Below are 22063 nucleotides of genomic sequence, written 5' to 3'. Positions count from 1 at the left end.
GTGCGATTCAGCAGTGGACCACAAACTGCCGACAACTCGTACCACCCTGACCAACGCGAAATCGAACGGACTTCCCACAGTTTGGGCATCGCGCAACATATGTTTGTGCATCGGGACGTTTGTAGACCCGAATGTAGGTGCCGGTACATGAGAACTGCACGCCAATCCACGGCAACGTCGAACGCTGCATGGGTGCATCGGCACCATTGCAACCTTCGACAATGTCGATCTGGGAGTGTGGCCAATCACTGGTCATACTGAATGATCTATCGGATCAGCCACGCCCACAGATTCGACCCTGATGTATGGTTCTCGGGCCGGAACGGATCAGATTCTGCTGCATCCCAATACGACAAGGGAATCGGATCGCTTCCGATTGGAGTTTGTTTGGAATATGATGCGGCTGATTCAGGGTCCAAACGTGCGGACCTGCCGATGTAAGTCCAATCCGTTATGCCTCGTCCACTCATCATCCTGCCCGATCCACCGCCACCGCCAACGGCGATCGGCCTCATCGCAGGTGGCGGCAGGCTCCCAATCCTTGTTGCAGAAGGATTGCGGGAGCTTGGGCACCCGGTGTGCGGACTGGGTTTGGCAAGGCAGTACGAGCCGGAACTCCCCGGGTTGTGCGCAACGTTTAAAGAAGTCGGACTGCTCAAGATGGGCAGATGGGGCAGAGTGTTACGAAAGCAGGGTGTGCGTCACGCGATCATGGTCGGCCGCGTTGACAAGGCAAAGCTCATGCACGACCCATTGAGGATGTTCCGCAACATACCCGATGTAACAACAGTGCGGAACTGGTACAAGCACCTGCGGCATGACCGGCGCTCGCACGCCATTCTCGCGGTTATCGCCGACGAACTCGACAAGGACGGAATCCAGCTGCTCGACTCAACGCTCCCAATTCAGGATCAGCTCTCAAGCTCCGGCGTGATGACCAAGCGTGCGCCGACACCCGCGCAGGCCGCGGATATCGACTTCGCATGGCCGATGCTCACCGAAGCGCTGCGTCTTGATATAGGTCAGGCGATTGCTGTCCGCGAGAAGGATGTCATCGCTGTCGAAGCGGTCGAGGGCACCGATCGGATGATCGAGCGTGTGGGCGACATCTGCAAGGCCAAGGGCTGGACGCTCTGCAAGGGCGCCCGCTCCGGGCATGATCGGCGCTCCGACGTCCCCACCGTTGGCATGACCACCATCGAGAACATGGCTAAGCATCGCGCAGGATGTCTTGCACTCGCAGCGGGCGATGTCATCATGCTCGATCGCGAGCGCATGATTGCCCGCGCTGACGAACTCGGAATCGCGATCGTCGGCGTTCCTGTCGGCAAGGTCGAATCGACAACGTGGCAGCAGTGAGCACGCCAGAATCCCAGGAAAACCTGCACCAATCGTCCGAATCGTTCGTGTCTAGAGGCGGACTCAAGCTCGCGCACGCGCTTGATACCTTCGCACTCACCCCGCACGGAATGACATGCGCTGATCTCGGGTGCTCTACCGGTGGGTTCACAGACTGCCTGCTCCAGCGTGGTGCAGCAAAGGTGTACTCGGTCGACACAGCCTACGGACAACTCGCATGGAAGCTCCGCAGTGACGATCGCGTGGTCGTAATGGAACGATCCAACGCCCTGCACACAGAACCTGTCGAACAGGTCGATCTTGTTGTGATCGATCTCGGCTGGACCGTGCAGAAGCTCGCGATCCCAGCAGCGGCGAGGTGGCTCAAACCCGATGGTTGCATCGTCACACTCATCAAGCCCCACTACGAGCACACTGCACACACACACGATCGCAATGCGGATATTGTGCTGACTCCTGAAGTCGCTGAACGCATCGCCCACGACACTGTTCAGCAGCTCGAATCGATGGGATACATGTGCGACGGGCTTACACCCTCACCCGTGATCGGTGGCGCAAGACAAGGCAAGAAACGCAAGGGCACGGGAAACATCGAGTATCTTGCGCTCGTGCGATGCAGCAGTTGAGCTGAAATCACAAAGAAGCCATCGTCATCATCACCTCCCCCCGCGCAGGCGGGGATCCAGTCATACAAACCCTACTGATGAGCTTAGTGTACAAATACAGGGTCAACGTTGCGCGTTCTGTAAGATGAGAGTGTTCCCAGGCTATCGCTTGAGGCTCATTGGTGATTTCGGCATTGGGGTAATACTGCTTTATCGCAGCAGGCTACACAGCGCAAGCAATCTCACACACTACACCAGAATACATACGTACTGCACCTGTGATACCATAACCATCATGCGGGCAGCACTCGTCATCATTGAAGCATTCGGGCTTGACGCGATCTCGTGGGCATCGGACATTGCGAACTCGTGCGGACAAGCGCTGGTTGTCGTATGCGTCAGCAAGGATTCCAGCTCGCACCTCGACAAGGTCAGCGCAAACAAGAACGATCTTCTCCAGTTGATCGCTACGACATTATCTACGCTGGAAAAGCCTGGCATGCCAAAGCCGGAGGTCTACGACTGTCGCGGCCCGGCACTGCACAGGGCGGTGCTCGACGCGATCAATGAGTTTGACCTTCAGCAGCTTGTTCTTCCCATGGACCTTGATCAACGGTCGTCGAGTGCGCACGTTGCAACGCGAAAGTTGATCCGCGCTGCACCTGTGGATGTGCTGGCGATCGATGTCGGGCAGTGCGCTGAACCCGATCGGATTCTCATCCCGCAGATCGACGGAGGCGGATCGTTTGCTATCCAGTACGCTGCTCGGTGTGTAGGGCGCGATGATCTTGGTGTGCGAGTAATCACCGATGTCAAGAACCCGGCGCGCTCGAACAGGGTATTTGCAAGAGCGAAGAGCAAACTGGCAAAGAACCGGCAGGAGTCTCTGAAGCAGATTGAGGCAAAGTTGCCGCTGGAGAAGGCGCTGTTTGAGCATATCGCAACCAATGACCTTGTGCTTTTCAATGCGGAGAGCGCTCCGAAGATCAGCCAGATGATCAGCAAGCTGGTGAACCTGCGTCAGGAGCGCCCGGACACAGCGTTCGCTGTCGGCGTGCTGCGCGCAGCGCACGCTGCGGGGTCGGGACGCATCGAGCGCACGCTCGAACGCCTTCGACAGCACGCGCCGATGCTCTCGCGCGAACAAAGACGCGACATCCACGCCTTGCTGGATTCAAAGGGTGGATTGTCAACAGAGTTTGTTGTGATGATGGTGCTCAGCGCATCGATCGCGTCGCTCGGATTGATCCAGTCGTCGACCGCTGTGGTCATTGGCGCGATGCTGGTTGCTCCGCTCATGACACCACTGGTTGCAATCGGTATGTCTCTGGTACAGGGAAATCCCCAGCTCTTCAATCGCGCGGTCAAGGCGATGGTGGTTGGGATCGTCGCGGCGCTCGGTGCGTCGATCGCGATCGGCCTGACAAGCCCGTGGTCGGAGCTCTCAGCAGAGATCCTTGCGCGCGGCTCACCCAACGTGTTTGATCTTTTCATTGCGCTGCTGTCGGGTGTTGCTGCTGCGTTTGCGCTGGCGCGCCCGGGGCTCGCGGGGACACTGGTCGGTGTTGCAATCGCGGTCGCGCTGGTGCCGCCACTGGCATCGGTTGGGATCGCGACCATCAAGGGGCATTTTAACGTTGCGTTCGGCGCGGGTGTGCTGTTCTCAACCAACCTGTTCGCGATCGTTGTCGGAACAGCGATCGTGTTCCGATTCTTTGGTCTCAATGCAGCCAAGCGTGGCGACGAAGTGCCGCGATGGGTCCAGACGGTGCTGATGATCGTTGCGCTCGGATTGATCCCAGTCACAGCGGTGCTGATCAGTAACCTGCAAAGTCAACTCCACGAAGGTGTGCATCGGCCGTACGCTCGACCACTCCCGCCAGCAGTGCGAAAAGCAATCACGGATCGCGTCGCGCGATCGCCCGACGTGCGGCTGATCATGATGGCACAGTCCGAGATCGAGGACGGATTCGGAATCCAGATTCTGCTTGCGTCGCCGGGCCCTGCTGATACCGAGCTCGAACGCGATCTGATGGAGATCATTCGCAAGCAGCTTGGCAACCGAACTCCCGCGCACGTACTGAGCCTGCGTGAGGCTGCCGCATCACAATCTGATGAGCCCAACTGAAATCACAGCACGCACACTCACAATAGAATGAGTGCGATGCCATCTTTCTCGTCCAGTCCATCTCCCAGCGCATCCGAAACTACTGCGCCTCTATCGCGCAAGCCGCGTGTCACGTGGCAGACCATTGGCACAGTTGTCCAGCTTCTCTGTACTGCTCTGAGTATCTTCACATGGCAGCTTGGATTGTGGCCTGTCACGATCCTGCTCTGGTCACCCATCGTCTGGCTGAATCACGCAGCGCTTGCGAGACTGCACGAAGCCGCTCACGGCACACTCGTAAAACACAGATTGCTCAATGAACTCCACGGCATTGCCATAGGCACGCTCGCGCTCATCCCGCTCTCGGTCTACCGATACGTTCACGCGAGACACCACGCCCATCTCGGCAACGAACGCGATCCCGAGTTCTGGCCATATAACACGCCGAGTGCGTCGCGCCTCGTGCGCGTCATCTACGCATGGACAGAACTGATCGCTGGCTACGTGTTTACCACCGTGCTCTATTCAGTTCGTACGCTGCGCTCGTGGCCGATCGTGCCGCCATCACAACGACGGCGCATCACGCTTGAGTGGATGCTCATCATCACGGTGTGGACGCTCGCGATCACGATTGCGCACGAGCAAGGGTGGTGGCCAGAGTTTCTTGTCGGATTCCTGATCCCCGCGTGGCTGACGGGCATGTTCCAGACGCTGCGCAAGTTCACCGAGCATCTCGGGATGCACGGCGACACCATCATGTCGATGACGCGAACGGTCTCGTACAAGGGCGTAATCGGCAAAGCAGCATCACTCTCGCAGATGCATGTCGATCATCACGGCACACACCATCGGCACGCGCGCATCCCGTACTACGACCTGCCCGACGCGACGCCTCGCGTCTACAGCGATGGGAACGAGATGTACCTGTTTCCAACACACTTTGCGGCAATGCGCGACATGCTGCCGCATCTGCTTGATCCAAAGCTCGGGCCACAGTGGGTGAAGAAAACATCCGTGTAGAGCCTGTGTTTATCCACCTTGCCCAACTGTCGTTTCAAAGGTTGTGCCATCGGGCACGAGCACGGGTACATTGACTGTCTTTGCAGTTCCCTCGGTCTGCGAGAGCGAATCGACTGCAACGTACGATGTGAACTCGCTCATCAGTCCATGCGTGAGCGCGGTCATGCGCACCTGGTTCGACGTATCCTCGCCATAGAGCCACATCTGGCGCATCAGGTCAGCGATCTTCATGCGCGCCCAGACCGTCGAGAGCGCCGATGTATTCCCATTCGATGCATTTTCATCGAACGACTGCACAGGCACTGTGAGCGACACGTTCTGATTCCCCGTTTTACCGGTGATCGTGACCGAGTTCTCAATCGTGCCGTCGTATCTGCCGGTGAGAATGACGGGCCTGCCCACGAAGAGATCCGGGATGTTCTGCGGATAGACCTCGCGCACCTGCGCACCGGGCGAGTAGTACGCCTGCACGTCGGTCAGCGCGGGATGGCTGATCGCCTCGAAGAACGTGTCCATGACTCGATTGGACGAATCGTCGAGCGAGAGATACGCCACCGCGCCGCGACCAGCACGCGCCATCCCCTCCATCAGGAACCGGTTTGGCGCCTGCCCCACGCCGAACGAGAACACCCGTGCTGGCCCAAGTTGATCGTGCACTGCGCGCATCACCTGTTGCTCGTTGCCGATAAATCCATCTGTCAGAAACGTGACGAATCGCAGACGCTGCGGATCACTCGGGAACCCGAGCGCTGTCTTGATGCCGTTCATCATCATGGTCCCACCACCCGATGTCACGTTGCTTATGTGCTGTTGACCCAGTTTGATGTTTTCAGCGGATGCATCAAGAGATCGCGGCCCGAATGGTGATGCTGTATCAGAAAAGTTCACGATCTGGAACGCGTCACTCGGCTCAAGCAGCATCAATCCGCGATTGATCGCACGTCGTGCCTGCTCGATCGGAGCGCCCTGCATGCTGCCCGACGAATCGAGCACGAACACCATCTCGACTGGCGCACGCTCAAGCCCCCGCAATGAGTCCGGCGGCACGAGCATCAGCATGAAGTACCCACCCTGCCCGTCGTTATCCTGCTGGGCAAGCAGCACAGACTTGATCGCATCGCCCGCAACCTTATACCGAAGCACAAAGTCCTTGTTCGGGACGCGATCGTTCTCAGAAAGCTCGATAGCAGCGTGCTCTGGTCTATTCTGATCGTGCTTGACACGGATCACGTGCGAGAGTGACTCGATTGTCTCGATGGATACGCCCGCGTCGATCGACACGCTCACGTTGATATCGTGCCCGCTGCGTTCGTTGGGCCTGAGATACTCGATCGTGTTTTTCTGTGACGACCCGGTGCTTCCGCGCGCCACCGCACCGATCCCATCGGTAAACCCAGGCGGATTGAATCGAGGCCCCACCACCATCGGGAAGACAAACTCGAACCATCCGTCGGACCATGTGAGCGTGTGGAAATACGTGATATCGATATCGATCTGCTTGCCCGGCTCGATATTCGCGACCTTCTGCTCGAAGATGTTGGGTCGCTGCTGATTGAGCAATGACGCGGTGTGCCCGGCTGCCTTTGCTGCTTCGTAGACCTGCTCTGCTTCCTCGCGCTCGCGGATGATCCCGCGGATGTGTCGATCGCCGATGGTCATCACAAACTCGTTGATCGCCGCGCTGACCGGAAGCGGGAACAGGTAGACCGCTTCGATGGTCTCATCGAACGGATTGTGGAACTGCTGCGTGACATCGACGCTCGCGATCCAGCCTGTCACGTTTGCCGACACACTCGTGTGCTTGAGTGGCACGGGCACTTCAACTATTTCGTTCGTCGTGTTGGTGTTCACGATGCACATCATTGAGCCGCAACCGGGCGTATCGTCCTGTGAGCTGTTCGGATCAATCACAGGACGCTGGATCACCCAGATCTCCTCGTCTGCAGAGACAGAGATCGTTTGCCCTATCGTCGCTGCAAAGATAGAGCCGGGCTTGCTCGGAGGCGCTTTCTCCATCAGTGTGAATCCATTGCGAACTGACGCATCAGATTGAGCGTGGGTGGTGTAGCCACCATTCGATTGATACGAAGTGTTGCCGCAGTTTGTGAGTACACCCAGCGCGCACAAGCCAAGGAACGCACAGCACAAGGTAACGAAGCGATTCTTCATTCTGTTCCTCCATTCGCAGGGACAATCTCGATCTGTGCGTTGATCGGCTGCGCATCCGTTGTTGCGCTGACAATCAGTGTTGCATTGGGTGTATATGTTTCGTTGTCATCAAGCATCACGTGCAGGCGGGCAACACGCGTATGGCCCGATGGCAGATTGCTCCGCTCATTCGTGCTGAATGCTGCAAGCACAATGCGCTCTGCGATCTGATTCTCATGCAATGCAGCAGGGTCGTAGTACGCAGGCTTTGCGAACGCCTCGTGCTCGCCACCCTCAACGCCGACAAGCGTCGCTTGCACAGATTCATTTTCACCGGTAATCGACACCTCGATCTGCCACGCAGCGAGCAGTTGATTATCCGTGTCGAGATACACGTCATACGCACGAAACACCGGCATATTCGATGCGTTCTTAGCTGGTTTCGCTGAGGACGTGAACGCAGCGGTGCACATCAGCACGATCACGCTTGCCAGCAGCACCATGACTGTTCGGACGGCTGACATCACGAGCGCCCTCCCAGTTTCACAGCCTTCATCGCCAGCGCATCAACATCCTGACAATCCACAACACCATCGCCCGTGACATCCATCAACCCGGATTCGCCACGCTCAATCTGAATTGCGAGCTTGAACGCGTCGATGATCGTGCCATCGGTTGCAACTACATCACCCTGCACAACACCGTTCGCACCACGAGACCCGGCCTGCGGCGACTGATTTCCCAACATGGATGGGAGCACGAACGCAAGCGCCAGCCCGGCTGCTGCTGCGAGACCGACCGCCAGATGCAGCTTCCATCGGGTTTGCTGCGGCTGAGCAAGCGCACGCTTGATCGCGTCATCGACACGCGATGCTGGCGCGATGTGATACCCATCAAACGCCTGTCGCACCTGTGAAGCTATCTCGGGTGGGACATCCGTCTCGTGCTGATCCCGGATTGGGTGTCTTTCGTCCGTCACACACCTTGAAGCACACTCACCCGGAACGGTTCAATCCGGTGAAGAAAACTATATTTTCACTGAAAATAATAGTTATTGCGACGTTTCGTCGCCTCCGAGCACTCCTCTAAGCCCGCGCACAGCGTGGTACAACCGGGACTTGACCGTCCCCTCGGGGATGTCCAGCGCAGCAGCAACCTCTGCAACACTCAGATCGTCCACGCAGCGCATCAGCAAGACTTCGCGATGGGCATCGGGCAGTTGCATCACAGCGTCGCGCACTCGTGTGTTATCATCCGAACCCGTCTCAAGTTCCACCGACACAACCCCGATTGTGCCCGCAACATCACCGGTCGAGTGCATCCGCTTCGACCCGATGCGCGATGAACGCCTGGACTGGCGCATTGCAGCGTGCTTGATCGGCAGATACAGGATCGTCCGGAACTGTGCGCCTGCGTAGAGCGCTCCGCCCTTTCGCAGCAGCGAGAGAAACGCGTCCTGCACAGCATCGCTCGCGCGCTCGGGATCAGACTGAAATCGCAACGCGACCGACATCGCCCATGCCTTGTGGCGTTCGTACAGCTGCGCAAACGCAGCGCGTCCGATCTCGCCACCCTCGCGCACCGCGAGAATCAGATCGTGATCAGTCTGTGACTGGCCTGCACCCATGCGAGCAGATAATAACCGATCGTGTGAACAATGCAGGTTCAGCGCCGATGGAAGAGTTTTTCGAGTTCCTCGATCGTCAGTCTCACGCTCGTTGGCCTGCCGTGCGGGCACGAGGACGATCGATCCACCTCGTCGCGCAGCTCGATCAGGCGTTCGAGTTCTATCTCGCTCATGTGGTCGCCCGCTTTGATCGCAGCTTTGCACGACATCATGTCGAGCACATCGCGCAGCGCATCCTCTGAGTCCGGCGCAAACGCGCTGTCGGTTATCTTATCGAGGAGTTCGCGGACAAACGGCACCATCTCCACCTTGCGCTCAAACAGCAATGACGGGAATGCGCCGATCGCAATCGATCTCGGCCCCATCGCGCGGAGCTCGATGCCGAGGCGCGCAAGCAGCGGCTGGAGATCATCGAGCGCGGCGACCTGATCGGACGAGACTTCCAGCACCTCCGGCGCAAGGAGCGGCTGACTCTCCAGATCACCACGCGAGACCCGCTGCATGAGATACTCGAACATCACGCGCTCGTGCAGCGCGTGCTGATCGACGATCACAACGCCGTGCTCATCCTGCGTCACGAGATAACTGCGATGCACCTGCAAGATGCCCCGCTTCGGCCTCGGTATAAATGGATCTGGCGAAGGCTGCTGTGATATCTGCGCAGCGGGCTCGTGCAAGCCGAGACCAGCATCATCCGTCGATGCTGGTTCGCTCGCAGTCTCTGCATTGCCCTCGACCGCCTGTCGCAGTATCTCGTACGACAATCTACCGGTCTGCTGACCGGTCGGCGCGCGAAGAAAATCAACAAACGACTGCGTGTGCGATGACGAACTGCCGCTGCTCGAAGGCATCACTGCTGAAGGCGAGGAGTATCCACCCGCTCGCGGCGGCAATGCACGAGGCGTGAGGTCTGCTTTCTGCAGTGCTTCCTTCACTGCACGAAAAACAGCACTGTGCACACGCGACGAATCGCGAAAACGAACTTCCGCTTTTGCGGGGTGCACATTTACATCCACGCGGTCCGGCGCAAGATCGATCATCAGCACCGCCGTGGGATGTCTGCCCGGCTCTATCAAACCCCGGTACGCTTCAGCAAGCGCATGCTGGATCACGCGATCCTTCACACACCTGCCATTGACATAGACAAACTGCTCCTTGTTGCTGCCGCGCACGATCGCTGGCGTGCCGACAAGCCCCCAGACCAGCACGCCATGCTCATCATCGAACACGTCGAATGTTGCTTCGAGCAGTTCCGGCTCCAGTTCCCTGCCCAAGAGTGCAACAGCACGATCGCGCGCACTCTCAGTCGCATCAACATCAAGCAAGGTCATGGTGTCGTTGCGCATCACAAACCCGATGTCAGGTCTCGACATCGCGATCTGGCGGACAACCTCAAGACAGCGGGATTTCTCTGTGTTCGGTGTCTTGAGAAACTTTCTGCGCGCGGGTGTGTTGAAGAACAGATTGCGCACTTCGATCGTCGTACCGACGCGCCCGCTGGCGGGCCTGATGTTCGGTATCGCATCGACCGATGGATCAAATGTCAGTTCGTGCGCGCTCTCTGACGCGTGCGTCCGCGAACGGATGATCAACCTCGACACAGAAGCGATTGATGCGAGTGCTTCACCCCGGAACCCGAGCGAACCAACCTTGTCGAGATCTTCCGCGTCAGCGATCTTGCTCGTCGCATGGGGCGACACCGCCAGCACCAGATCATCTGCTTCGATACCGCAGCCATCATCAACAATCCGCACCAACTCGATGCCACCGATCTCGAGTTCGACCGTGATGCGCTTTGCGCCAGCGTCGATCGCGTTCTCGACGAGCTCCTTTACGACCGATGCGGGGCGTTCGACCACCTCGCCAGCTGCAATCTGGTTCGCGACCAGCGTCGGCAACGGCTTGATGCGCTTTGGCGCAGCAGGTTGGGCTGAAACAGGCGACATTCGCTTGATCATATCAAGGCACATCGCTTGTTGAAATCGAGTCAGATATACCCTGTCGTATTGCGTCAATCGCCATAAGACCTGGGTGGTTCGAACCCCATCTTTGTCCAGCCGACTTTCACGCCGACCTTTCTGAGCGCAACTCCAAGCTGACCCGTGTGATGCTGGATGTGTCTGATGTTGTGGATGTGGGTCTCCACACGATTCATGGCAAGCCATGGAAACATGGACGGCGCATCGAGTTGTTCCGTGCTCTCACTTCCGAGCACCATCCGCGCCTGCTCTAGACAAAAGGCGAAGTAGATGAGCAACTCCTCCTGCGTCATCCGGCGACTTGGGTATTCGTCCTCGAGTTCCTTCATACCAGCAGGCTGGAAGTCTGGCACATTCTCGCCTCGCGTATTCGCAGCAACCCTATCCTCGACACGCTTCGTGAACACCTCGTTGCTCGGCGCGAGATAGCACTCCACAAAGCACAGCGTGTGGTACGCGACCTGCCAAAACGGGTACTTCGCGATCAGCATGTCCCAATGCTCGGCTGAGCACTTGCGAATGCACTCGTCGAACATCGCCAGGGCTGCTTCGAACTGGCTCAGAATCGATTGGCGGACAGTTGCTTCGAGTGTCATCTGCATCTCCTCTCGACACGCACATCAGCCGAACTGTATCCGTATACTTGCGCATGGCAGATACCATCTTCACAAAGATAATCAACGGCGACATCCCATCGCACAAGGTGTACGAGGACGACAAGGTCTTCGCGTTCTTGGATATCGGCCCGCTCTCGGAGGGGCACACGCTGGTTATTCCAAAAGAGCCCGCTGAAACACTTGATGCGCTCTCAGATGAGTCTGCTGCTGCGATCGGTCGCGTCCTCCCGCGCATCTGCCGCGCTGTCATGCAGGCAACCGGCGCAAGCGCATACAACATCCTGCAGAACAATGGCAGGGATGCACATCAGGAAGTGATGCATGTTCACTTTCACATCATTCCCCGATTCCCGATGCGGACCGATGGCGGATTGGGAGTCACGTGGGTACCAAACAAGATCGATCATGATGCTGCTGGAAAGCTTGCTGAGACGATGCGTAATCTGCTCCTCTCGTAGTGAGTTCGCTCGACGATCAGCTCGGTTCCTGTGTTCCCAGACGGTTCGACGGCTCGACGTCCACCGTTGCTGGCTCGAGTTTCGGTTGTGGCGGCACTGGCTTGCGGACGAACAGCACGTACCCCCACAAAAGAACCGCATAGATAAATGTTGCAACAGCCATTGAGCCAACAGCCTTGCGTGCAATCGGCCATCGCGCATCAAGCTTCGCTGTCACAAACTGCGAAGCATCTGATACCTTCTGCACACACCATGCGACAACAACCGGCGATTTTGCACACAAGGATCCCCACACTCGTTTGAGCATCGGAATCGCATGATCCCTTGCGTGCTTCAGGAATGCAATAACCGTGCTCTTTGCGTGACTGAGAATCTCCTCGTATGACAGCTCCTTCAGCTTCCTGCGCTGTTGCTTCGGTGTTTGAGCAGGCACAACTCGTTGTGGCTTCGGCTTTGGCGCTCGCCTTGGCTTTGGTGCTGGCTCATCAACGGCCACGTCTTCTGGTTCGGGAGTCTCATCAACCGGTTCTGGTTCCGGCTCTTCTTCGACCGAATCGTTTTCAATGTCATCTTGGACAGTTTCTTCTACTGCCTCCAACTCCGGCTCGGGGTCAGGTTCGGGCTGGCCGAAGTTGTCATCAAGCAGCATATCGCCGAGTTCGGCAAGCTCGCTATCGAGTGAATCCAACTCATCGGGTGCCGCGTGTGTTGCGAGTGCAGCCGCGATCTCATCAGCAGACTCAGGAGCCCTGACAAGCTCTGCTTCTACTTCTGCAAGAGCATCTTCAGATACGTCGTCGAATGAATCATCAAACTCCTCTGTATTCTCAAGTGCTGACGCTTCATCAATAGGGTCAGCACCCATATCTGCAGCCGTTTCGACAGGCTCTGCTTCGACGAGATCTTGGGCATCTTCAGATTCTTTGAAACTCTCTTGCTGTTCCGGATCGTCTGCACCATCCAGTTCTGCAAGGTCTGGTTGTGTTTCACTTACACCATCATCATTCTGCACATCCGATGACTCAACTGATTCCAGCCCTTCATCAACACCATCAGCCTGCGCGTCATCCAGATTCCCGGTTTCGTTGAAACCATCCAATACTGACTCTGCGGCTGCGTCTGAAGTACTCAAGGACTCCTGCGCTTCGGCGGCCTCTGCAACAAGCGATTCGCTCTCTGATGCAGGAACAAGATCCGGATCGACCGATGTTTCGGGGTCCGTCGTGCTGGTACGTTCTGATGCTTCGGACGTTTGCGTTGATTCGCCAGCATCGCCAACTGATTCGAGCGTGTCGAGAAGCTCGCCGATGCTTGCTTCTGCCTCTGCAATTTCTGCATCAAGATCACCAAGTAGCTCTGGCAGATCATCGATCGATTCGGCATCGTTGTTGTTGGCTGCCGTTGGATCTGCAACAAGACTTGTGTCCTTCAGCAGTTCCTCGATATTGTCTGACGCGGTGTTTCCAGCATTCGCATCGGTTGTTGTTGAACTGGGCACAGGTGAGTCATCCGACAGAAGCCCATCCATCATACCTGTGACTTTGGACATCTCATCGACAACGCGACTCACCTCGTCAACCGCATCGATCGCGTCATCACCAGCGTGCGAGACATCATCCGCTGCATCCGCTGCGGAGAGATCGGGATTGACCTGGTCCTTCTTGTGCTCTGCCATTGGCTCCTGCGATGTGAACAGGGCTCAGCGATACTCCGCCGAATCCGCTGCATCTGCATCGGCTGAGGTCTGACCCGACTGGACCGCAACGTCCCAATCACAGCGCAACCCCTGCAAACCGATCAGAAACACGCAACAACTGCACCAAACCATGCTGCTCTGCGGGGCAATGCGCATATATTGCCTGCTCACAAATCCACCCATGCATTCAATCCTGCTACCAACCTTCCCACACGAGCCCGGCGCTGTTGTGCGCATCGAGGGCGACGAAGCCAAGCACGCGGTGCGGTCGAAGCGCCTCGAAGTCGGTCACGTGGTGCAACTGCTCGATGGTGCAGGCACAATCGCGCAGTGCGTCATCCATGAGATCATCAAGGACAAGAAACTCGGCTGGATTGTTGACGTAAAGATCGAGCACATCGCGCAGCACGAGCGGCTCACACCGAAGTTGCATGTTATTGCAGCAGGCGCAAAGGGCGATCGACTCGAGCACATGATCGACGGATTGAGTCAGGTCGGAGTTGCAAGTTGGCACTCACTCGTCAGCATCCGCACAGTCGTTGAGCCTCGCGAGGGAAAGCTCGACCGCCTGCGTCGCGTCGCTGAAGAAAGCTGCAAACAGTCAGGCAGGCCGTGGCTCATGGACATCGGTGACCTGCTCGCGTTCGAGGACGTCGCAGATACGTTCCCGGATGCGCACATTGTCATTGCTGACGCATCCGGAACTTGCTACGCGGACATCGCACCACCGAATACATCACATCCCATCGTGCTGCTGATCGGCCCCGAGGGCGGATGGGACGAGCGGGAACTGCAGTACGCACGCGAGCAGAACTGGGCTGTCGTGTCGTTTGGACACCACATCATGCGGATCGAAACCGCTGCTGTTGCCGCGTCAGCCATCATCCTCGACCATCACAGACTATAAACACGCCTTGTGAAATGCTGAGTGAAATCGGTGCGTAAAGTGTTCGCAGCATCCGTGCGGAATACACACTCGTGCGAAGTGGGTTTGACCAGTTCCCGCAAGGATTCCAGGAGGTACGACATGAAATATACCACACCATGTGTCGCAGCACTGCTCATCTGCCAGTGTGCAACCGCCCAGTTCGCGCCTGATGCGCCCGCCTACAGAGACCCCATTGCCATCGGAGAGAACTCCGATGGCACACTCATGATGGGTGACAAGCTCCCGAAGGATGTCGAGGCAAGGGCTCTCGAAACCATCAACAAAGCAATGGCGTTTCTGCGCACAAAGCAGGATGAGGCAACCGGCGGCTGGGGAATCAACCCGAATGGCCCCAACTTCCCCGCGATCACAGCACTCGTCATCACCGGCATGAGCATGTCGCCGAATATCGACGGATTCGATCCTTCGGTTTCGCGCGGGATCGATTACATCCTCTCCACGCATCAGCCCGATGGCGGGTTCTACGACAAGATCCTGCCGCAGTACAACACATCCATCTGCCTGAGCGCACTCGCACGTTTCAAGCAACCGCGCATCGATGAACTCATCTCGCCGGCTCAACAGTTCATCCGCACGCTCCAGTACTGGGAAGGCGCAGACGGGAACGCTGCGATGGGCGAGGTCTCCGCAGTTGCACGCGATCATCCGTTCTACGGCGGCGTTGGATATGGCAGGCACGGCAGGCCCGATCTGTCCAATCTCGGATTTGCGATCCAGGCGATGCACGACTCGGGCATTCCCGCGGATGATCCATTCATGCAGCGCGCAATCGTGTTCCTCCAGCGCGTGCAAATGAACGACACAACGAACGATCAGCCGTATGCCGACGGCTCATCGCAGGGCGGTTTTATCTACGCTACTGCAGAGAATCAGGAAACGATCGGGCTCGGCCAGTCGCAGGCTGGCACCATCGAGGAATCGCTCTCGGATGGCACGGTCGAATCGAAGCTCCGGTGCTACGGCTCCATGACGTACGCGGGATTCAAGAGTTATCTCTACGCAGACCTTGCACGCGACGATCCTCGCGTGATCGCAGCACACAACTGGGTTTGCAAGAACTACACGATGAAAGAGAACCCCGGCATCGGCACCGAGGGGCAGTACTACTACTACACCATGCTCGCTCGCGCATTGCACGCGTACGGCCAGCCCATGCTGGATGTCGCCGACGACGAGGGATTTGCAACGCGTGTTGACTGGCGCGTTGACCTGATCAACCAGCTTGCATCGATGCAGGAAGCTGACGGTTCATTCAAGGTCGTCGATGACCGGTGGATGGAGAACGACCCCGTGCTCATCACGTCGTACTCGCTCATCGCACTCCAGCACGCACTCGGCAGAGACTGAAACCACACCAAACAACGCAATACGTAAGGAAACACATGTCCCCCACCGCTGCACCAACACAGATTTCAACATCGTTCAAGGAACTCTGCGATCTTATGCACGAGATCGCAGCTATTCGGTCCATCGGCGCACTCGTGTCATGGGACCAGGAGACCTATCTGCGACCACGCGGGCACGAGTACCGCGCTGAGCAGTCCGGATATCTCGCCAAGCTCGCGCACGAGAAGAAAACACATCCTCGCATCGGCGAGCTGCTCGCTACGTGCGCACAAGACGAAGCTGTCACGAGCGACGCACGAATCGCTGCCGATCTGCGCGAGATGCAGCGCGACTACGACCTTGCAACGAAGCTGCCCTCTGACCTCGTCGAGGAACTGGCCAAGGTCGGCTCGCAATCGCAAGAGGTCTGGAAGGTCGCACGTCAGAAGTCCGACTTTGCGATGTTCTCGCCGTGGCTGACGAAGATGACCGACCTCTCTATCCGCAAGGCGGAGTGCTACGGCGCGCCAGCTGGCGGCGAACTCTACGACGCGTTGCTTGACGAGTACGAGCCCGGCGCAACCGCGAAGGAAATCGAGGCGGTCTTTACACCATTGCGAAGCAAGCTCGCTGCGCTCATTGGCGACCTCACCTCTAATGGCACGCCACCCGACACGTCCATGCTCGATACACAGATCGATGCGGATCTCCAGCACGAGTTCGGGCAGTTGGTGCTCCGCGCCATGGGATTCGATCTCGACGCGGGAAGACTCGATACCACAACACATCCGTTCTGCTCGGGTGTCGCGCCGGGCGACACACGCCTGACGACGCGGTATCGCGACGAACACTTCACCGACGCGCTCTACGGCACCATGCACGAGGGCGGGCACGGGCTGTATGAGCAGGGCCTGCCGAAGCTCGAGTCAGACGCATACGGCTCGATCCACGGGCGCCCGCTCGCTGAAGACGCGGGCATGGGTATCCACGAGTCGCAATCACGCATGTGGGAGAACTTCGTCGGTCGCTCGCACGCGTTCTGGTCGTGGGTGCTTCCGCACGCGAACTTCATCATGGGCAATGCGCTGACAAAGTACTCTGCAGACCAGCTCTACCGCGCGACGAACACATGCACGCCGTCGCTCATCCGTGTTGAATCAGACGAAGCAACATACAATCTGCACATCATGCTGCGTTTCCAGATCGAACGCGCACTGTTCCGCAAGGAACTCAAAGCAACCGATGTCCCCAGCGTGTGGAACACAACCTTCAAGGAGATGTTCGGTTTGGAGGTGCCCGACGATCGCCGCGGATGCCTGCAGGATGTGCACTGGGCATTCGGACTGATGGGGTACTTCCCAACGTACTGCCTCGGAAACCTGTACGCGGCCCAGTTCTGGGAGACCGCGAAGGAACAGATCACCGATCTCGAAGGAAAGATCGCAAAGGGCGAGATGCTCGAACTCCGCGACTGGCTCAAATCCAACATCCACCAGTACGGGCGCCAGTATCCGGCTGCTGAGTTATGCCAGCGTATCACGGGCAAACCGCTCTCAGCCGATCCGCTCCTGCGCCATCTGGAAGGAAAACTCCGCCCAATTTACGGCGTGTGAAGCAATATCTGCAGCTATCGCTCGTTGTGCCATGCACTTCGAGCAACCCCAACACAACAGCCCGCATCGACACACAGTTGTGAAGATGCGGGCTGACTTGTTTGCGCGTTATCAGAGTGAAAGTTACGACTCGGCTGTTGTATCTGCGTCCCGCGTTGCCTCTTCCGCTTCGAGTTCCTTCAGCACCTTCGTGGGAAGCGATTCGAACTCCACGTGGAAGTGGTACGGCTCAAAGAACGTGCCTGGCGTTGTGCGCTGCCACGGATCGCGCACATGACGGAAGTACGCGTAGGGAACTTTCACGACACAGGTAATAGTGCCGTCATCTTCCAGTGTGAGCTTCGCGGACCCGTGCCCCTTGCTTGTGTCACCATCGAGCGCACCAAGCCTGCCATTCACGTCAGAGATCTTGTCCTTCATCGTGTCCTTTGGATCCTGCGTGTTGTACTGATCCATCGCGCTCGCCGAGAGCCCGCACGACGCAATATCTGCAAGCGTGTACTTGAGATGGTGAAGCACCGTGCCCTCATGCGGCCCTGCAGGCTGATTGAACTTCACGTTGGACATCTCGATCGTGACAACTCCGTCCTCGGTGATGCGTTCGAACAACGGCTTGACCGGATCGACCTTGTACAAACCGCTTCGCACAATTGCGCCATCGGGATGTCCCGCGCCACTGGTCAGACGCGTGCCACCAACTGTGGTGTAGAAGCGGATGTTGTGCCCAACATCGACAAGGTCCGTCGCACCGGCGTACGGCATGTCGCGCTCGATCACGATGTCCTCGCCATCGATCGTCGGCCAAGACACCTTCACATGCGGCTGGAAGCTGTCATCAATCAGGAACAGCCCGCCTTGCGCCTGAGCTGTTTGCGGCAACGCAGCACCGAGTCCCATCGCAACCAAGCTGAGGGCAACGCTGCGTTTCAGCAATGTGGAAAACTTTGTCATCATGAACGCACTCCAGTGGCGATCGTTGGTCACCTTTGGTTTCTGATGCAGCAGACAGACTGAATCGTCATATCACAAACAGCGACGCCGAAATGTTTGGTATTTGATCGGAAAATCCGATCCGATACTCCAGAATCAAACGTCAGCATATTCATGACACCGAGGTCTGGAACAAATTTTCGGCTGCAACTGTTCCGATGTTCCGTTATACTCATGTATGGATGGGCTTTCTCCGGCTCTGCCCATTCCGGTCGTATCGATTGCGGCAGTTCGCCTCAGTCGTACAATCTGTCGGACGATATATGGAACAGTGAAGCTGATTTCCCCACAAAGAGTGACCGGAGCCGGCCCACACGCAATCGCATCACGAAAGGACGATGCACATGAAGACACGCAACGCACTTTCCGCCGCTGCCCTGCTCGCGGTTCTCGCAGGCGGCACGTTTGTCACATCTTCGACTGCGGATGACGGCAACAAGAAGTTGCTCGCGCGTGAGCGCCCTGTGCATGCACCGATGTTCCGTGCAGCATTTGATGATGAGCCCGCAGAAGCGTTTGCTGCAAGTAACACCGAACTTCTTGCGTGGCTTCCCCTGAACTCGTTCCCCAACGATAACGCTGCAGGCAACGACTGCTGGGGATACGTCTCGCCATCCGGTCGCGAATACGCGATCATGGGTCTTGAGAAAGGGTTTGGGTTTGTTGAGATCACCCAGCCTGATGCACCCGTGATCGTCGGCTACGTTGAAGGTCCCTCCAGCGTCTGGCACGACATCAAGGTTGTCGGCCACTACGCCTATGGCGTGTCCGAGGGTGGCGCTGGCGTGCAGGTCGTTGACCTGTCCAACATTGACAATGGAGAAGTTCGCCACGTCAAGAACAAGTCGCAGGCAGGCCACTCCACAACACACAATATCGCTGCAAACACAGATTCAGGCTACCTGTATCTGTGCGGTGCCAACTTCGCTAATGGCGGTCTCGTCGCACTCAGCATTGAAGACCCCGAGAATCCAACCATCGTCGGCGCGTGGTCAGACATGTACGTCCACGATGCACAGATTGTCTCCTATACAGAAGGCAAGTTCGCGGGTCGTGAGATCGCGTTCTGTGCGAGTGGTTTCGGTAACGGCTCGGGCGACACGGGTCTGCGCATCGTTGACGTCACCGACAAAAACAACATGCACACCATCAGCACAGGATTCTGGGAAAATGACCAGTACTCTCACCAGTGCTGGCTGACCGAGGACAAGCAGTACCTCTATGTGAACGACGAACTTGACGAAGAGGCATACGGGTACACAACCCGCACGCGTGTATTTGACGTCTCAGACGTTGAGAATCCGGTGTTCGTCGGCAACTTCTCCTCCGGTGTCGATGCGATCGACCACAATCTATATGTAAGAGATGGTCTGGTCTTTGAAGCGAACTACCGCTCCGGGCTTCGTGTGTTTGATGCGTCAAACCCGGCTGAGCCGACCCAGATCGCTTACTTCGATTCTTACCCCTCAAATGACAAGGCGCAGTTCAACGGCGCATGGAGCGTGTACCCGTTCTTCCCGTCAGGCACAGTCATCGTGTCCGATATCGAGCGAGGACTCTTCGTTCTGAAGGTTGATGCCCTGAGCGACGCCAAGGCGGTCGCTGTCTCCAGCATCGCCAAGTAAAATAAAAATCTGCTACTTCCCAGCACCCCGGGCTGTTCACGGTTCGGGGTGTTCTTTTTTTCACGATCGAACCAACAGGCTGAATCGTGTATGCTTTGCGATCACAATGTCTGCTGACGAGACAACCCCTTCACCAGAACCTCACCAAGCTGTTGATGCCCACAGCAATGGATTCGGCACTGTGCTGATTCCTGCACATGAGATCCAGAACCGTGTGAAAGATCTTGGCAGGCAGGTAGCAACTGACATCGCTCAGGATGTTGGAAGAACGCCCGGCCCGGTTGTCATTGTGCCCGTGATGACAGGCGCCATGGTGTTCACAGCAGACCTGATCCGAGCAATGCCGATCGACATGAGCATTGGCATTGTCGGTGTCACGAGTTATCCAGGCACATCGATGGAGTCGCGCGGCGCCACACTCCAGAGCGAACTGCCGAGCAATCTCGGCGGCGCACACGTGCTTGTCATTGACGATGTGCTCGACTCGGGTAGGACACTCGAACTGGTACGCACGCTGATATCGCAGCAATCACCAGCAAGCCTGCGCACATGCGTGCTGCTGGATAAGCCGGGCGCCAAGCGTGCAGCAGATATCCACGCGGATTACGTTGGATTCGAGATCCCAAATGTCTTTGTCGTAGGATACGGGCTCGACTTCGCCGACAGGTTTCGAAATCTCCCGGAAGTGCGAAGGCTTCCAGACAACTTTGCCTCTCTTGACAGCGCAACATCGGATACCTCGTCATGAGCAATCGCACCGCGCGACTGGCGGGGGTGCGCGCGGTGACAAGGCCCGCTGCAGCATGGCTGCTTGCACAATGGTTTCTCACTTGTGTGTGCTACGCGATCGGCTTCGCATGCTTGCGACTCGTTCCACAACTCACAAATCAGATGGAGCAACTCGATGAACTTGGAAGTCCATCCTCACTGCGGAGCAAGCTCCACGTCACTTTGATTGTTGCGTGCGCGTGCGTGCTGCTGTATACGCTTTTTCGCTGGCTCTGTATCAGGTACGAGTTCAGTTCGGGGACATTGCGACTCTCGGCTGGGGTTCTAAGACGAGTACATGTCGCCGTTCCAACAGACCGGATGCAGGATGTGGTGTCTCGACAATCCGTCTTTGAACGTATTTTCGGGCTTGCGAGCGTCACTGTCTCAACCGCATCAGGAAGAACAGTCACGCTGCGGAGTCTTGATTCATGGCAGCGGATTGAACGTGCGTTGCGAAGAATGATGGGCACAGGAACCCGTACTGTTGTCTTAATGAGCGCCAAAGCACAAGAACCCACGACGCACAAGCGACCACCTGTCATCGGGCTTGCGGGTGGTATCGGTTCGGGCAAGTCTACCGTTGCGAGAGCCTTTGCAGATCTGGGGTGTGTGATCTCAGATTCGGATGCACAGACACGCGAGATGCTCGCACAGCAATCAACCATCGACACACTCGTCTCGTGGTGGGGAAAGGACATTCTCGCATCGGACGGAACAATCAACCGCGCAGCTGTCGCAGCGATTGTGTTCAATGATGAAACACAGCGACGGCGGCTTGAACACTTCATCCACCCAAAGCTGCACAAAGCCCGTGCGGCACTTCTCGCAGAATCGCAAGCTCGTGCAGTTGTCGTTGATGCACCGCTGCTCTTTGAGGCAGGAGTTGACAAGGAATGCGATGCGGTCGTCTTCGTTGATTGCCCGCAAGAAACACGTCTTGAGCGCGTGAAACGATCCCGTCACTGGACCGAGGACGATCTTGCCCGACGTGAATCCGCTCAAATGCCACTTCAACAGAAGCGCGAACGATGCAGATTTGTCATTGAGAACTCGGATCATGTAACTCAAACAGACCTGCGGCACGCAGCTGAACGCGTGCTGAAAGCATTGGCAGCGACCAAGAGCTAAAATTCAATGCGGGAACAATCAAGCCGACTTACTGGTTGATCCGAT

19 protein-coding genes are annotated in these 22063 nt (G+C 57.2%); 11 read left to right on the top strand and 8 right to left on the bottom strand.

The genetic code is table 11. The annotated features are described in order from the left end of the window. The first annotated feature begins 453 nt into the window (after positions 1–453). From H6815_08715 to H6815_08700, 4 genes are all read left to right on the top strand, one after another. On the top strand, positions 454–1359 hold the full coding sequence (locus tag H6815_08715) for an LpxI family protein (GenBank protein ID MCB9860524.1): 906 nt from the start codon (positions 454–456) through the stop codon (positions 1357–1359). Beyond that, on the top strand, positions 1338–1985 hold the full coding sequence (locus tag H6815_08710; protein MCB9860523.1) for a methyltransferase domain-containing protein: 648 nt from the start codon (positions 1338–1340) through the stop codon (positions 1983–1985). Before H6815_08715 ends, H6815_08710 begins: the two co-directional genes overlap by 22 nt. Positions 1986–2259: 274 nt before the next feature. Then, positions 2260–4092, top strand: a complete 1833-nt coding sequence (locus tag H6815_08705) for a DUF389 domain-containing protein (GenBank protein ID MCB9860522.1) — start codon at positions 2260–2262, stop codon at positions 4090–4092. Between the two features lie 36 nt (positions 4093–4128). Next, positions 4129–5091 carry a fatty acid desaturase gene (locus H6815_08700; protein ID MCB9860521.1) on the top strand — a complete coding sequence of 321 codons (963 nt, stop codon included), beginning with the start codon at positions 4129–4131 and terminating at the stop codon, positions 5089–5091. A gap of 9 nt (positions 5092–5100) precedes the next feature. Here H6815_08700 and H6815_08695 read toward each other — a convergent pair whose 3' ends face one another. The 6 genes from H6815_08695 to H6815_08670 form a co-directional block, all read right to left on the bottom strand. After that, positions 5101–7260 (bottom strand): VWA domain-containing protein, encoded by a 2160-nt coding sequence (locus H6815_08695; GenBank protein ID MCB9860520.1) that lies wholly within the window; start codon positions 7258–7260, stop codon positions 5101–5103. Further along, complete coding sequence (locus tag H6815_08690) at positions 7257–7763, bottom strand: hypothetical protein (protein MCB9860519.1); 507 nt, start codon at positions 7761–7763, stop codon at positions 7257–7259. The genes H6815_08695 and H6815_08690 overlap by 4 nt, the downstream gene beginning before the upstream one ends. Next, a complete protein-coding gene (locus tag H6815_08685; protein ID MCB9860518.1) occupies positions 7763–8218 on the bottom strand; it encodes a hypothetical protein in 456 nt (151 codons plus the stop codon). Before H6815_08685 ends, H6815_08690 begins: the two co-directional genes overlap by 1 nt. A 72-nt stretch (positions 8219–8290) precedes the next feature. Beyond that, positions 8291–8866 (bottom strand): RNA polymerase sigma factor, encoded by a 576-nt coding sequence (locus H6815_08680; protein MCB9860517.1) that lies wholly within the window; start codon positions 8864–8866, stop codon positions 8291–8293. Between the two features lie 38 nt (positions 8867–8904). Beyond that, positions 8905–10812: a DNA mismatch repair endonuclease MutL gene (gene mutL / locus H6815_08675; GenBank protein ID MCB9860516.1), complete on the bottom strand. Its 1908-nt coding sequence runs from the start codon at positions 10810–10812 to the stop codon at positions 8905–8907. Between the two features lie 65 nt (positions 10813–10877). Next, complete coding sequence (locus H6815_08670) at positions 10878–11441, bottom strand: DinB family protein (protein ID MCB9860515.1); 564 nt, start codon at positions 11439–11441, stop codon at positions 10878–10880. A 53-nt stretch (positions 11442–11494) separates the two neighbouring features. On the opposite strand from H6815_08670, the gene H6815_08665 reads away from it, so the two are divergent. Beyond that, on the top strand, positions 11495–11920 hold the full coding sequence (locus H6815_08665) for an HIT family protein (GenBank protein MCB9860514.1): 426 nt from the start codon (positions 11495–11497) through the stop codon (positions 11918–11920). 16 nt (positions 11921–11936) lie between these two features. Here H6815_08665 and H6815_08660 read toward each other — a convergent pair whose 3' ends face one another. Continuing rightward, complete coding sequence (locus H6815_08660) at positions 11937–13595, bottom strand: hypothetical protein (protein MCB9860513.1); 1659 nt, start codon at positions 13593–13595, stop codon at positions 11937–11939. A gap of 202 nt (positions 13596–13797) precedes the next feature. On the opposite strand from H6815_08660, the gene H6815_08655 reads away from it, so the two are divergent. The 3 genes from H6815_08655 (at position 13798) to H6815_08645 (ending at position 17504) form a co-directional block, all read left to right on the top strand. After that, positions 13798–14523: a 16S rRNA (uracil(1498)-N(3))-methyltransferase gene (locus H6815_08655; GenBank protein MCB9860512.1), complete on the top strand. Its 726-nt coding sequence runs from the start codon at positions 13798–13800 to the stop codon at positions 14521–14523. A 120-nt stretch (positions 14524–14643) separates the two neighbouring features. Further along, positions 14644–15912 carry a hypothetical protein gene (locus H6815_08650; protein MCB9860511.1) on the top strand — a complete coding sequence of 423 codons (1269 nt, stop codon included), beginning with the start codon at positions 14644–14646 and terminating at the stop codon, positions 15910–15912. Positions 15913–15947: 35 nt separating this feature from the next. Further along, positions 15948–17504 (top strand): carboxypeptidase M32, encoded by a 1557-nt coding sequence (locus H6815_08645; protein ID MCB9860510.1) that lies wholly within the window; start codon positions 15948–15950, stop codon positions 17502–17504. A 123-nt stretch (positions 17505–17627) separates the two neighbouring features. Here the strand turns inward: H6815_08645 and H6815_08640 are convergent, their stop codons facing one another. Beyond that, positions 17628–18458: a hypothetical protein gene (locus H6815_08640; protein ID MCB9860509.1), complete on the bottom strand. Its 831-nt coding sequence runs from the start codon at positions 18456–18458 to the stop codon at positions 17628–17630. A 380-nt stretch (positions 18459–18838) separates the two neighbouring features. On the opposite strand from H6815_08640, the gene H6815_08635 reads away from it, so the two are divergent. The 3 genes from H6815_08635 (at position 18839) to H6815_08625 (ending at position 22018) form a co-directional block, all read left to right on the top strand. Then, on the top strand, positions 18839–20119 hold the full coding sequence (locus tag H6815_08635; protein MCB9860508.1) for a choice-of-anchor B family protein: 1281 nt from the start codon (positions 18839–18841) through the stop codon (positions 20117–20119). Between the two features lie 106 nt (positions 20120–20225). Continuing rightward, the gene (locus tag H6815_08630) at positions 20226–20867 is read left to right on the top strand and encodes a hypoxanthine phosphoribosyltransferase (GenBank protein MCB9860507.1); all 642 of its coding nucleotides are present in this window, start codon (positions 20226–20228) and stop codon (positions 20865–20867) included. Then, on the top strand, positions 20864–22018 hold the full coding sequence (locus H6815_08625) for a dephospho-CoA kinase (GenBank protein ID MCB9860506.1): 1155 nt from the start codon (positions 20864–20866) through the stop codon (positions 22016–22018). Before H6815_08630 ends, H6815_08625 begins: the two co-directional genes overlap by 4 nt. The last annotated feature ends 45 nt before the right edge of the window (positions 22019–22063 follow it).

The organism is Phycisphaeraceae bacterium (assembly GCA_020639155.1).
GTDB lineage: Bacteria > Planctomycetota > Phycisphaerae > Phycisphaerales > UBA1924 > JACKHF01.
Note: the sequence above shows the minus strand (reverse complement) of the source record. Positions and strands in the feature narration are given on the sequence as shown.

What these genes read in the sequence shown, in the direction of transcription:
- H6815_08715 (MCB9860524.1), top strand. Translation starts at nt 454, where the DNA reads ATGCCTCGTCCACTCATCATCCTGCCCGATCCACCGCCACCGCCAACG.
- H6815_08705 (MCB9860522.1), top strand. Translation starts at nt 2,260, where the DNA reads ATGCGGGCAGCACTCGTCATCATTGAAGCATTCGGGCTTGACGCGATC.
- H6815_08700 (MCB9860521.1), top strand. Translation starts at nt 4,129, where the DNA reads ATGCCATCTTTCTCGTCCAGTCCATCTCCCAGCGCATCCGAAACTACT.
- H6815_08695 (MCB9860520.1), bottom strand. Translation starts at nt 7,260, where the DNA reads ATGAAGAATCGCTTCGTTACCTTGTGCTGTGCGTTCCTTGGCTTGTGC.
- H6815_08690 (MCB9860519.1), bottom strand. Translation starts at nt 7,763, where the DNA reads ATGTCAGCCGTCCGAACAGTCATGGTGCTGCTGGCAAGCGTGATCGTG.
- H6815_08680 (MCB9860517.1), bottom strand. Translation starts at nt 8,866, where the DNA reads ATGGGTGCAGGCCAGTCACAGACTGATCACGATCTGATTCTCGCGGTG.
- mutL (MCB9860516.1), bottom strand. Translation starts at nt 10,812, where the DNA reads ATGTCGCCTGTTTCAGCCCAACCTGCTGCGCCAAAGCGCATCAAGCCG.
- H6815_08670 (MCB9860515.1), bottom strand. Translation starts at nt 11,441, where the DNA reads ATGACACTCGAAGCAACTGTCCGCCAATCGATTCTGAGCCAGTTCGAA.
- H6815_08665 (MCB9860514.1), top strand. Translation starts at nt 11,495, where the DNA reads ATGGCAGATACCATCTTCACAAAGATAATCAACGGCGACATCCCATCG.
- H6815_08660 (MCB9860513.1), bottom strand. Translation starts at nt 13,595, where the DNA reads ATGGCAGAGCACAAGAAGGACCAGGTCAATCCCGATCTCTCCGCAGCG.
- H6815_08655 (MCB9860512.1), top strand. Translation starts at nt 13,798, where the DNA reads ATGCATTCAATCCTGCTACCAACCTTCCCACACGAGCCCGGCGCTGTT.
- H6815_08650 (MCB9860511.1), top strand. Translation starts at nt 14,644, where the DNA reads ATGAAATATACCACACCATGTGTCGCAGCACTGCTCATCTGCCAGTGT.
- H6815_08645 (MCB9860510.1), top strand. Translation starts at nt 15,948, where the DNA reads ATGTCCCCCACCGCTGCACCAACACAGATTTCAACATCGTTCAAGGAA.
- H6815_08640 (MCB9860509.1), bottom strand. Translation starts at nt 18,458, where the DNA reads ATGATGACAAAGTTTTCCACATTGCTGAAACGCAGCGTTGCCCTCAGC.
- H6815_08635 (MCB9860508.1), top strand. Translation starts at nt 18,839, where the DNA reads ATGAAGACACGCAACGCACTTTCCGCCGCTGCCCTGCTCGCGGTTCTC.
- H6815_08630 (MCB9860507.1), top strand. Translation starts at nt 20,226, where the DNA reads ATGTCTGCTGACGAGACAACCCCTTCACCAGAACCTCACCAAGCTGTT.
- H6815_08625 (MCB9860506.1), top strand. Translation starts at nt 20,864, where the DNA reads ATGAGCAATCGCACCGCGCGACTGGCGGGGGTGCGCGCGGTGACAAGG.